The sequence below is a fragment of the Klebsiella sp. JN_Kp126 genome (genome assembly GCF_033843325.1).
GTDB lineage: Bacteria > Pseudomonadota > Gammaproteobacteria > Enterobacterales > Enterobacteriaceae > Klebsiella > Klebsiella michiganensis.
Genome location: NZ_JAWXQV010000047.1, coordinates 58,219 through 70,724, shown reverse-complemented (window position 1 = coordinate 70,724; position 12,506 = coordinate 58,219). Strand labels below are relative to the sequence as shown.

The window sequence follows — 12,506 nt, the reverse complement described above, 5'->3', positions numbered from 1 at the left end:
GCGACCTTATTGGCTAAATCCGTGTTTTACCAGCCACTGATGCGCGATATCGTCGATGCTGACAAATTCGGCAATTTTCTCGTTCATGTCGATCAGATCTTCAGTCGTTAGCTGAGCAGAAACTTTATTCAGCGTGGTGGTCACGGCGTCATTCAGCGCTTCACTGGCGACGATTGGCACAATATTTTGCGCCGCGAACAGATGTTTTGTGTCTTCCAGCACGACAAGGCGATCTTTTTTGATTGCTGGCGAGGTTGAAAGCAGATCGGCGACCTGGACCTGGTTATTTTTCATGGCGCTGAGCGTCAGCGGCCCGCCGACGTCCAGCACTTTAAAACTCTTAAAGTTCAGCCCGTACACGTCGCGCAGGCCGGAGAGCCCCTCATGGCGGGTTTTCCATTCCGCCGGGCCGCCCAGCACCAGCTGGCTGGCAACAGGCTGTAAATCGGCGATGGTTTTCAGTTTATATTTATCGGCGGTTTTCTGCGTCACGGCCAGAACGTCGATATCCTGAGCCTGGGAGATCTGCAGCATTTTAACTTTCTCCGGCAGCTTAGCGGCCAGCTCTCTGGCGACGTCCTCACTACCGTGTGCCGCATTTTTCGCATCCAGATAGCTCAACAGCGCGCCGCTGTATTCCGGGATCAGCGTGATGGAACCGTCCAGCAGCGCCGGGATATACACTTCGCGGCTGCCGATGTTCAGCTTTTTCTCCACCGGGATATTTTGCGCTTCTAACGCACCCGCATAAATGGTGCCCAGCAGTTGGCTTTCCGGGAAGTCTGCAGAACCGACAATGACTTTCGGCGCGGCCCAGGCCGATGAGGTCGCCGACAGCAGCAGCGCTGAACACAGCGTCAAAATACGTTTTTTCATATTCATTGAGGTATCCTTTTGAGCAGTGGAATGAGGTTATGGGTTTTTAATACGCCGGGTAATACCGGGTGAAACGACTATTTTTTGCGAGAAAGAGAACAAGCAGTCGATCAGTAAAGCCAGTAGCGCCACCAGCATGGCGCCGGCGATCATCTGGCTGAAATCGTTCGCCGCGCGTCCGTCAATAATCAGACGTCCGAATCCCCCCAGCGAGACATAGGCTGCGATGGTGGCGGTGGAAATAATCTGCAACGTGGCGCTGCGCACGCCGGAGAGGATCAGCGGAAGCGCGCAGGGCAACTCCACCTGTAGCAGGATCTGCAGCCGCGTCATCCCCATGCCGCGAGCGGCATCAAGGACATAGGGATCGAGCGCGCGAATACCCGCATGCACACCCAGCGCAATCGGCGGGAGCGCCAGCGCCACCAGCACCAGAATACAGGGCAGAATAAAGGCCATATCGGACTCAAACTCGCCGGAAAGTAAAATCACCAGCAGAATAATCAGCCCAAATGAGGGCAGGGAGCGCAGGGCGTTGGTGGTACCGATGAGCAGGCCTTCCCCTTTGCCGGTATGGCCGGTGTAGCAGCCGACGGGAAACGCGATGATAAAGGCGATCGCCAGAGCGACAGCGCTATAGCTGATGTGCTGCGCCAGAAGGGGGAAAATGCCGCCCTCACCAAACCAGTGGATGGGATCCATAAACCAGGTAAGCATAATTATCCTCTCTGAGGTTGCCAGCGGCTGAGTTGACGAGTGGCGTAAACCACCAGCATATCCAGCAGCAGCGCCAGAATGATGCTGAGCGCGATCCCGGCGATGATGGGCGTCAGAAATTGCAGCTGGAAGCCCAGGGTAAACAGCGAGCCGAGCTGCGGTGCGCCAATTAATGCCGCGACGGAAACGATACTGACGTTAGACACCACGGCAACGCGCAGGCCGGAACCAATCACCGGCACGGCCAGCGGCAGGTCGATCTGGAAAAACTGCTGAGCGGGTTTATACCCGAGCGCTGCCGCGGACTGACGGGTATCGGCCGATACGGAGTCCAGCCCGTCGCAGACGGTGCGAACCAGTAGCGCAAAGCTGTAGATGGTCAGTGCGACCACAACATTAATGGGGTCCAGAATCTGCGTGTGGAGCAGCGGGGGCAGCAGCACAAACAGCGCCAGTGACGGAATGGTATAGAGTAGGCCAAACAGGTTAACGATCGCCGACTTGACCGATGGCAGGTGGTGAATGCCCCAGCCGACAGGGATCGCCAGAATTAACCCTATCACTACCGGCACAATTGAGAGATAACTGTGCCAGAGAAACAGGTTGAAGATTTTATCGCTCTGCGCCCATAGCCAATCGAATCTCATGCTCCCTCCTGGCGCGTGGATTTACACATGTCGAGTACTTGATCGAGGTGGATGGTCCCCAGCGGGATTTGCCGTTCATCGACGATCACGGCCCGGTGGTTGGGCGAGCTCAGCGCAGCGTCCAGCAAATGGCGCAACGGGCTCCCCTGCTGGTGGAACGTCGCCCCCAGATTGATGTTGTCGTGGGTAATCGCTGTTGCCGGCTGGTGGGTGTCGAACCAGCCAAACGCTTTGCCGTTTTGGGTAACCAGCAGCCAGCGGTCGATGGCCATCTCTTTGGCCTGCTCGAATGAACAATCCAGCTCGGCATAGGGCTCGTCGCGTAACCCGGTTTCTGTGTCGGCGGCGTGGAAACTCAGTTTGCGATAGCCTCTGTCTTTGCCGATAAAGTCCGCCACAAAGGCGTTTTGCGGCGTATTAAGCAGTTCGCCTGGAGAGGCCATCTGCGCCAGCTTGCCGCCAGGTTTAAGTACCGCGACCAGGTCGCCGAGCTTCATGGCTTCATCAATATCGTGAGTGACCATAATGATGGTTTTGCTCACCTCTTTCTGAATACGCAAAAACTCTTCCTGCAGCTGTTCGCGAACCACCGGGTCGACCGCGCTGAACGGTTCGTCCATCAACATAAACTCCGGGTCTGCCGCCAGGGCGCGGGCAACGCCCACGCGCTGCTGCTGGCCTCCGGAAAGCTGCCAGGGGAAGCGTTTGGCGATTTGCGGATCCAGACCGACGACTTCCAGTAATTCCCCGGCTCTGGCTCTGGCTTTACTTTTGGCGGCGCCGTTGAGAATCGCGGTGGTGGCAATGTTGTCGATAATATTTTTATGGGGGAATAAACCTGCATTTTGAATGACATAGCCAATACGGCGGCGCAGTTGCACGATATCCATTTGCTCGGTGGCTTCGCCGTTAAGCAGGATCCGGCCCGATGATGGTTCCACTAACCGGTTAATCATCCGCAATGAGGTGGTTTTTCCACAGCCCGAAGGGCCGACAAATACCGTAATTTTGCCCCCCGGCGCTACCAGGCTAAGGCCATCTACTACGACCGAACCGTTGTCGTAGTGCTTAGTCACATTCTGGAAGGTAATCATCTTCACGCCTCTGATTGTTGTGTGTGGTGTTCCCGAATACAGGGGAGTCACGCGACAAAATGCTGCTATGTATAATCTTGTATGTACAACTAGCAAAACTTGTGCCACTGCCAGAGGGGTATGCAATGAGATGGTTATTTAGTGATTTTAAAACAATTGTTTAGAGTGTGTTTGCGTTATCTGGTACTGCCGTCTATGGCGAGATAAGAAGTCATGACGAGATAGAAAATGCACTGGTGTTATCTTTTTGTGATGTTTTAGTGCACAAAAATAAGGCGAAGAGCTGTATTTTTGCACCGTAATGGCCCATCATCACGGTGTGTTCACGAGTGTATAGCGCAGCATGTCCTTCTGTTTTTATGTTAATTTGTTGAATTTTATTGGTTTTATAAATTAACTTCTAACCTGGCATCCAATATGCTTATCATGTATATACAATTAAAATGCAAATAACAAAACTAACAATTAATTAACATATGACAGGTAACGGATAAGAAGGTAAAGCGCATGAGTAAACAAGCAACCCGTTTTCGCGATGTTGAAATCAGAGCCCCGCGAGGCACTAAGCTGAACGCAAAAAGTTGGTTCACAGAGGCGCCGCTGCGCATGCTGATGAACAACCTGGATCCTGATGTCGCCGAAAATCCAAAAGAGCTGGTGGTGTACGGCGGTATTGGCCGGGCGGCCCGCAACTGGGAATGCTACGACAAGATCGTTGAGACCCTGAAGCAGCTCAATGATGATGAAACGCTGCTGATCCAGTCCGGTAAACCGGTGGGGGTTTTCAAAACCCACGACAACGCCCCGCGGGTGCTGATCGCCAACTCCAACCTCGTACCGCACTGGGCAAACTGGGAGCACTTCAACGAGCTTGATGCACAAGGTCTGGCGATGTACGGGCAAATGACGGCCGGCTCATGGATCTACATCGGCAGCCAGGGCATTGTTCAGGGCACTTACGAAACGTTTGTGGAAGCCGGGCGCCAGCACTATAACGGTAGCCTGCGCGGACGCTGGGTGCTGACTGCGGGTCTGGGGGGCATGGGCGGCGCTCAGCCGCTGGCCGCAACCCTGGCGGGAGCCTGTTCGCTGAATATTGAATGCCAGCAGTCGCGTATCGACTTCCGTCTGCGTACCGGCTATGTCGATGAGCAGGCGAGCGACCTGGATGACGCCCTGGCCCGCATCGCCCGCTATACCGCAAAAGGAGAAGCGGTATCCATCGCGCTGCATGGCAACGCGGCGGAAATTTTACCGGAGCTGGTAAGACGCGGCGTGCGCCCGGATATGGTGACCGACCAGACCAGCGCACACGATCCCCTCAACGGTTATCTGCCGCTGGGCATGAGCTGGGAAGACTACCGCGCTCGCGCGCAGTCCCACCCGGTGGAGACGATCCACGCGGCGAAATCCTCAATGGCCGAACACGTTAAAGCCATGCTCGCCTTCAGGCAGCAGGGCATTCCCACCTTCGATTACGGCAACAACATCCGCCAGATGGCGAAAGAGATGGGGGTGGAAAACGCTTTTGACTTCCCAGGCTTTGTTCCCGCCTATATTCGTCCGCTGTTCTGCCGGGGGATTGGCCCATTCCGCTGGGCGGCGCTTTCCGGCGATCCGCAGGATATCTACCGCACCGACGCGAAAGTTAAAGCGCTGATACCCGATGACGAACACCTCCACCACTGGCTGGATATGGCCAGAGAGCGCATCAGCTTCCAGGGGCTGCCGGCCCGGATCTGCTGGGTCGGCCTGGGACAGCGCGCCCGGCTGGGCCTGGCGTTTAACGAAATGGTCCGCAGCGGCGAGCTGTCGGCACCGATCGTGATCGGCCGCGATCATCTTGACTCCGGCTCCGTTGCCAGCCCTAACCGCGAAACGGAAGCGATGCAGGACGGCTCAGACGCGGTCTCCGACTGGCCGTTGCTGAACGCGCTGCTGAATACCGCCAGTGGCGCGACCTGGGTTTCCCTGCACCATGGCGGCGGCGTAGGGATGGGCTTCTCCCAGCACTCCGGCGTCGTCATTGTATGCGACGGCAGCGATGAAGCGGCGGAGCGCATCGCCCGGGTGCTGAGCAACGACCCGGCCACCGGTGTGATGCGCCATGCGGATGCGGGTTATGACATCGCGATTGAATGCGCCAGAGAGCAAGGACTCAACTTGCCAATGATTGCGGACTAATTTCTCCGGCGAAGGGGGCAATGTATCCCCTTCGCCTCACCGGAGTGCTGCCATGAATAATAACAACACAACATACATCGAAACACGTTCTATTGAACCCATCCCTGACGGCGAACGCCACGGTAGCATTTTTAGCCAGTTCACCCTGTGGCTGGGGGCTAACCTGCAAATCACCGCCATGGTCACTGGCGCATTAACTATTGTATTCGGCGGGGATGTTTTCTGGTCGCTGGCCGGTCTTATGCTGGGGCAGATTGCCGGCGGGATTGTGATGGCATTGCATGCCGCGCAAGGGCCGCAGCTGGGGATACCACAGATGATCAGCAGCCGGGTACAGTTCGGCGTCTACGGCGCCTGCCTGCCGATTCTGCTGGTCTGCCTGATGTACCTTGGCTTTATCGCCACCGGGGCGGTGCTGTCCGGCCAGGCGATCTCAGCGGTTTTCCATACTACGGAAACCAGCGGCATTCTGCTTTTTGCTGCCGCCACGCTGGTTATCGCCTATGTCGGCTATCGGTTGATCCACCTGTTGGGTAAGCTGGCGAGCCTGGTGGGGATTATCGCGTTTATCTACCTGCTGTGGAAAATCAGTTCCTTTCCGGCTATTGGCGACCTGCTGAGTATCCGACCCTTTAGCTGGAGTACGTTTTTAACCGCCACCGGCCTTGCGGCTTCCTGGCAGATCACCTTTGGCCCCTATGTTGCCGATTATTCCCGCTATCTACCGCGCAGCACCTCTCCCGGGAAGGTCTTTTTCGCCGTCGGGAGCGGTTCGGTGATTGGCGCGCAAATCGCCATGACCGTCGGGGTGCTGGCTGCCGCTCTCTCTCAGGGAAAACTGGTCGGTCATGAGGTGGACTATATCGTCGGCCTGGGCGGCACCGGCGCGATTGCCACGCTGTTATATCTGAGCATCGCGTTTGGTAAACTGACGATCAATACCCTGAATGCCTACGGCAGCCTGATGTGCCTGGCGACGGTGTACAGCTGCGGGAAGCAGCGAGTGCGCGTAAGCCAGTCGGTACGTCTGCTGGTGCTGGCGATGATTATTACCCTGGCGACCGCTATCGCGATTATCGGGCAACACTCTTTCCTGTCGGCTTTTAAATCCTTCCTGTTGTTCCTGTTGACTTTCTTTACACCGTGGAGCGCGATTAACCTGGTGGATTACTATTTCTTCAACCATCAGGCGATAGACATGGAGGCGCTGAACGATCCGAACGGGAAATATCGGGCGTGGAATGTGACGGGGCTCGGGGTTTATCTCGTTGGAGTGGCGGTACAGACGCCGTTTATTGATAGTGGATTCTATTCCGGCCCATTCGTGAAGATGCTGGGCGGTATCGATATCTCCTGGCTCATTGGGCTGGCGCTACCGGCGGGGCTCTACTATGTCCTGCGCAAAGCGCAGTCCGCAGCGGCGGCTGGCGCCGCCATCAGTCGTTAAAGGAGAGCGCCATGTATACCCTTTGGCATCACTGCCGGATCGCCACCATGGCCGCTGGGCATTATCAGTTGCTTGACGATGGCGCGATGCTGACCGACGGCGCAGTGCTGTTATGGGTCGGGAACCGGGCAGAATTGCCGGACTTACCCGTTGCGCAGCGGGTGGATTTGCAGGGCAGGGTGGTCACGCCGGGACTGGTGGATTGTCATAGCCACGCGGTGTTTGGCGGCGACCGGGCCCGGGAATTTGAAATGCGTCTCAACGGGGCGAGCTATGCGGAGATCGCGGCTGGCGGCGGCGGGATCGCCAGTACAGTCAACGCCACGCGACAGGCCAGCGAAAGCCAGTTGCTGGAGAGCGCGCGGCAGCGTATCCGGGAGCTGTGCCGGGACGGCGTAACGGCGCTGGAGATCAAATCCGGCTACGGCCTGGATCTGGCTAACGAACGTAAAATGCTGCGGGCGATCCGCCGTTTAGGCGACATATTGCCGCTGACCGTGCGCAGTACCTGCCTGGCGGCCCATGCTGTGCCCGTCGAGTATCAGGAGCGGGCAGATGCCTGGATTGACTATATTTGCGAACGACTGCTGCCGGAACTGCATCAGGAAGGGCTGGTGGATGCGGTGGATGCGTTCTGCGAACACCTGGCATTTTCGCCCTCGCAAGTGGAGCGAGTCTTTCAGAAGGCCCGGGAACTGGGGCTGCCAGTGAAGCTCCATGCTGAACAGCTAACGCTACAGCATGGGGCGGCGTTGGCCGCTCGCTACCATGCGCTGTCGGCGGATCATCTGGAATATTTGTGCGAGGAAGATATCGCCGCAATGGCACGCCATGGGACGGTGGCGGTGCTGCTGCCGGGCGCCTATTACTTCCTGCGTGAGAAACAGCTACCGCCGCTGGATCTGCTGCGTCAGTACCGGGTGCCGATTGCCCTCGCCAGCGATTTAAATCCCGGCACCTCGCCGGTGTTGTCCCTGCGTCTGATGATGAATATGGCCTGTACGCTATTCCGCATGACGCCGGAAGAGGCGTTGGCTGGCGTGACGCTTAACGGCGCGAAGGCGCTGGGGCTGGATACAGTTTGTGGTTCTCTGGAAGCCGGAAAAGAGGCCAGCTTCGTGGCGTGGGATATCGCTCATCCGGCGGAGCTAAGCTACTGGCTGGGAGGCTCCCTTTCGAAACAGGTGATTTATCAAGGTAAGGAGGTTTATTGTGATTAAGGCGTTTGATTTGCAGCAGGGGAACCTGCCGCTTCTGGTCAGTATGCCCCACCCGGGAACGTTATTAACCCCCGAAGTCGCCCAGGGGCTCACGCCGAGGGCGAAGCGTCTGGAAGATACCGACTGGCATATTCCCTTGCTCTATCAGACCATCGCGGATATGGGGGCCAGCACGTTATGCGCCCGCTATTCCCGCTATGTGGTGGATATCAATCGCCCGGCGGATGATAAACCGCTTTACAGCACGGCGACAACCGGGCTGTTTACCGATATCTTTTTTGACGGCGAAGCCCTGTTCGTGCCGGGCGGTGCGCCTGACGCGGCGGCGAAGGACGCGATCCTAAAACAGGTCTGGCAGCCTTATCATCAGGCGCTTGCCGCTGAACTGGCACGCCTGCGTGAGAAATTTGGCTATGCGCTGTTGTGGGATGCGCACTCGATCAAATCCGTGGTGCCGCGCTTGTTTGAAGGGCGGCTGCCGGATCTGAACTTTGGTACGGCGGACGGCGCCAGCTGTTCGACGCAGCTCAGCCAGGCGCTGCTGGCAAGCTGCAATGCGTTCCCGCAGTATAGCCGGATACTCAATGGCCGCTTTAAAGGCGGATATATCACCCGTCACTATGGCGATCCCGCCAACCATATTCATGCTGTTCAGCTAGAAATGGCCCAGTGCTGCTATATGGATGAGGAGAGTTTTGCTTATCTTCCGGAGAAAGGGCAGCAGGCGCAACAACTGCTGGAGAGGTTGATTAATACTGCGTTGCAGTGGGGGCGAGAGCAGTACGGCGAGCCCGGAATGTGAACGCGTATATTGAAAAGCTGAAGACACAGGCATCCAAAAAGTCTGTAAAACAGCCGAAGGCGATAAGAAAGGTCAAATAAAGCAACGCCTTACCACCTACCTGACTTCTTCTGAAGAGAGGGGGAATGCGGGCCGTTAGCGGAACCCCTTATATCTCCGTCTTTCTGAACTGCCCCCCTTCCTTGCGGAAAGGGGCTTTTCACAATACCAGGACTGAGCGGGATTCATGAACCGTCTTCTGCAGGACGTGAGGCGGTCCCACTTGCTTTCCTCATCGCCTGGCTGTATTGCCAGGTGGAAACAGAAAACCAGGAATCTTCGGGTGATTCAACTTCTGTTGGGCCATAAGAAACTGGAAAGCACAGTCCGTTATCTGGGCATTGAAGTCGATGATGCGTTAGAGATTTCTGAATCGATAGAGGTCTAAGGTTGTCAGGGCTGCAACAGCAGCTCTGTGCCAGGAGCGGACGTTGTAAATTTCATTGTAAAAATATTAGTTAGAAGAACTATGTAGATCCTAGCCCTCACATATGAGAGATCTCGATCAAAAAATCAAGATTTAATCATAGGAAAAACAACAAAAAACATGCTTTTTTGATAATATTTTCATGACTATTCATGAGGTATTATATGGTAAATAACCCTATTACAATAAGACAAAATTTTAAAATTGGTGAACTTGATGCTGAGTCTGATACTCTATTATTAGAAAGCTGTTTTGTCGACAGTGGCTATTTGAATAAACTACTCGATCCCTTTGATAATTCTTCTATAGTTAGAGGACGAACAGGTGCAGGCAAAAGCGCTTTATTGCATATGGTTATGAATCGTGCTTATAAATGTCGGCAACTTGATCCTAATGATATTTCCATACGTTTTCTAGAGCAGTCTGATATCATTGCTTTTTTTGAGGCTTTAAACGTAAATCTAGATATGTTCTATAAGGTGTTGTGGCGACATATACTTATTATGGAACTACTTAAGCTACGCCATGATATAAAGAGTGAATCAGATACAAATAATTTTTTCTCTGCGATATTGAGCAGGTTGAAAAAAGATGAGATAAAAAGAAAAGCTCTTGAGTATTTTAGAGAATGGGGGGATAAATTTTGGATAGATACAGATGCACATTTGAGAGAAATTACATTAAAACTTGAACGTGATACTAAAGCATCTATTGGTGGTGAGTATAGTGGTATAGCGCTCAATGCAGAATATGCGAAAAAGTTAACCGAAGAACAAGTACACGATGTTAAAAAACGAGCTACAGAAGTAGTGAGTAGCCTTCAGATACAAAAACTTAATGAAATACTGTCATTATTAGCTGAGTACTCGTTTGATGATCCTCAGAAGAAATATGTAATTATAATCGATCAGTTGGATGAAAACTGGGCGGAAAATGAAACGCGCTACAAATTTATCAGGGCATTAATCGAGGAAATAAAAGTTTTTCGTAAAATAAAAAACATAAAAATAATAGTTGCACTAAGACTTGATCTACTTAGATCGGTTTTCAATTTAACTCGCAGCTCAGGTTTTCAAGAGGAAAAGTATGAGTCATATATCCTTGATATTAAATGGACACCAGAACAACTTACTGAGTTAATCCAAAAAAGAGTCGGTGAAGTTTATCGGAAACAGTATACTCGTGATAATGTTAAAATACAGGATATTTTTCCAAAGCCCAAGGGCGGCCCGACAGGATTAACAGCTATTGAATATATAACGGAACGAACACTATTAAGACCTAGAGATATATTGCAGTACGTAAACGAATGTTTTAGTGTTGCCCTTAACCGTGAGAGGGTTTCTTGGGATTCAATTCAAAAGGCTGAATCAGTATATTCTTTAAAACGTTTACGTTCACTCAAAGAGGAATGGGGGGATATTTATCCATCATTTGAAGAAACTGTTGAATTGTTAAGAAATCTCCCTGATAAATTTTCACGAGCGATTATTCCTCGAGCTAATATAGATTCTGTAATAAGTGAACTGTCAATACAAGGAACTCAAGATCCTTGTGCTGTTGTCGCGAATAAAATGCTCAATGGTGAAAGCAGAGAATCAGATGTAATCAATGAACTTCTTTTATGCCTTTATAATCTTGGTATAGTTGGTTTTAAAGTCAGTAGTCTTACACCATATAAATGGTCATCTAGAGATAGTACACCTGCCACAAAGAACGAGATAAAGCGCGCAAGCGGCATGAAGATACATAAAATGCTTCATTCTGCACTTGATATTAGAATGAATGCGGACACTCGTTTTGTAAAGGATAAAGATGAACTTGAAGATAATTAATGCATTAATTATCTTCAATAGTTGTTATTTTGAGATGATAAAGATTCTCTTTCAATACAACGGTAGTTGTATTTAAAGAGGCTTTAAGATAGTCTCTTTCTAAATTATGAAAGCTTTTCTTATATTCATGAAAGTATTCTCATGGAAGAAATAATGCCATAAAATGTAAAGACAGCCAGCAAAAAAATACAGATAAAAATAAGGAAGATAGCACATTTAACTAAGGACTGAACCCCTCGAGGTGCTCCCCATGGTTTAGATATTTGGGTTGTAACCCAAATAAAAAAGGCCACAAAACAGCAAACCCCAGCCAATGCAAGCAGAGATATTATGACAACTCCAAACAGATTTCCTATATCTAGTTTATCTGTTTTTGCAACAAGGGTTAACAAACCAGCAATAATAGTTGCTATCGATATTCCCGCAATGGTTGTGAGGTCGGCGATAACAGCCAGTTTTTCTTTTGCATTTCCTTGAGTAAAAGCCTCTAAAATTGATTTCATGGAAAAGAACCACCTACTATCGGTTATATTTAGGAATCTTTTTATCATAACGATATCAGACAGATAAGGATATTGATATGTTTTGATGAATTAGACCCTTTTTTGTAACTATTATGTCCGCTTTTCGCTCAAAGCTGCCTGTCAATAGCAGGGTATTGGATGCATTTTTTTGTTAGAGATGACCAAGTAAAACGTAAGTGGGTAGTCAAGTGAATGCAAATACCGAAATGGTCGACTAAACGTATTTGAATGTATGTTTTTGCAGTAACATCTTTTCGACCCATCCGTGCAGGCAGTGAACTGGACGGACAACATCCGTAGCCAGAAGCCATCAAAGTAGCAATACTGCCCAAAAGACAGGCGGGAGCGACAAGGTAACACATGCTGTAAGCATACCTTTGCATTGAGTCACAAACAATCTCACTGTACCTGCCACAATTTTGCCACACTCACAACGCGCAAAAATGCACATTCGTGTTAAAAAAACAAAAAAGAAACAGTAACCAGATGATTTTACTAGAAAAGATGGTGCGATAATAGGAACAACACCTATGCATTAATTTATTGATTATTAATGAAAATTATATGTTCCATCTTTGGTGATACCCCCGAAGATACCCCCAATAGATTTTTTGTGTTCATGATGTGAGATTATTACTTAATGGTAGTTCCTTTTGAACATCACTCGCTATAGCGGATGGTGGGGAAGTTCCAT

10 protein-coding genes are annotated in these 12,506 nt (G+C 51.4%); 5 read left to right on the top strand and 5 right to left on the bottom strand.

Going from position 1 to position 12,506, the window contains the following annotated elements; all coding sequences use genetic code 11:
- Window positions 1-6: 6 nt before the first annotated feature.
- The 4 genes from SIK97_RS06885 to SIK97_RS06870 are packed head-to-tail and all read right to left on the bottom strand — an operon-like array spanning window position 7 to window position 3,334.
- Entirely contained in the window at window positions 7-882 is an 876-nt protein-coding gene (locus SIK97_RS06885) for an ABC transporter substrate-binding protein (protein WP_023329014.1), read from the bottom strand.
- A 30-nt stretch (window positions 883-912) separates the two neighbouring features.
- Window positions 913-1,593: an ABC transporter permease gene (locus SIK97_RS06880; protein ID WP_014228066.1), complete on the bottom strand. Its 681-nt coding sequence runs from the start codon at window positions 1,591-1,593 to the stop codon at window positions 913-915.
- A gap of 2 nt (window positions 1,594-1,595) precedes the next feature.
- Entirely contained in the window at window positions 1,596-2,240 is a 645-nt protein-coding gene (locus SIK97_RS06875; protein WP_032748114.1) for an ABC transporter permease, read from the bottom strand.
- Window positions 2,237-3,334, bottom strand: a complete 1,098-nt coding sequence (locus SIK97_RS06870; RefSeq protein ID WP_057173097.1) for an ABC transporter ATP-binding protein — start codon at window positions 3,332-3,334, stop codon at window positions 2,237-2,239. Before SIK97_RS06870 ends, SIK97_RS06875 begins: the two co-directional genes overlap by 4 nt.
- Window positions 3,335-3,841: 507 nt before the next feature.
- Here SIK97_RS06870 and hutU point away from each other — a divergent pair.
- The 5 genes from hutU (at window position 3,842) to SIK97_RS06845 (ending at window position 11,288) form a co-directional block, all read left to right on the top strand.
- Complete coding sequence (hutU, locus tag SIK97_RS06865; protein ID WP_057173096.1) at window positions 3,842-5,518, top strand: urocanate hydratase; 1,677 nt, start codon at window positions 3,842-3,844, stop codon at window positions 5,516-5,518.
- A 52-nt stretch (window positions 5,519-5,570) separates the two neighbouring features.
- Entirely contained in the window at window positions 5,571-6,965 is a 1,395-nt protein-coding gene (locus SIK97_RS06860) for a purine-cytosine permease family protein (protein WP_025107235.1), read from the top strand.
- An 11-nt stretch (window positions 6,966-6,976) separates the two neighbouring features.
- Window positions 6,977-8,185, top strand: a complete 1,209-nt coding sequence (gene hutI / locus SIK97_RS06855; protein ID WP_025107234.1) for an imidazolonepropionase — start codon at window positions 6,977-6,979, stop codon at window positions 8,183-8,185.
- Entirely contained in the window at window positions 8,178-8,987 is an 810-nt protein-coding gene (gene hutG, locus SIK97_RS06850; RefSeq protein WP_014228071.1) for an N-formylglutamate deformylase, read from the top strand. Before hutI ends, hutG begins: the two co-directional genes overlap by 8 nt.
- Window positions 8,988-9,617: 630 nt before the next feature.
- Window positions 9,618-11,288, top strand: a complete 1,671-nt coding sequence (locus SIK97_RS06845) for a P-loop ATPase, Sll1717 family (RefSeq protein ID WP_057173095.1) — start codon at window positions 9,618-9,620, stop codon at window positions 11,286-11,288.
- Between the two features lie 125 nt (window positions 11,289-11,413).
- Here the strand turns inward: SIK97_RS06845 and SIK97_RS06840 are convergent, their stop codons facing one another.
- A complete protein-coding gene (locus SIK97_RS06840; protein ID WP_071957340.1) occupies window positions 11,414-11,791 on the bottom strand; it encodes a hypothetical protein in 378 nt (125 codons plus the stop codon).
- Window positions 11,792-12,506 lie beyond the last annotated feature (715 nt).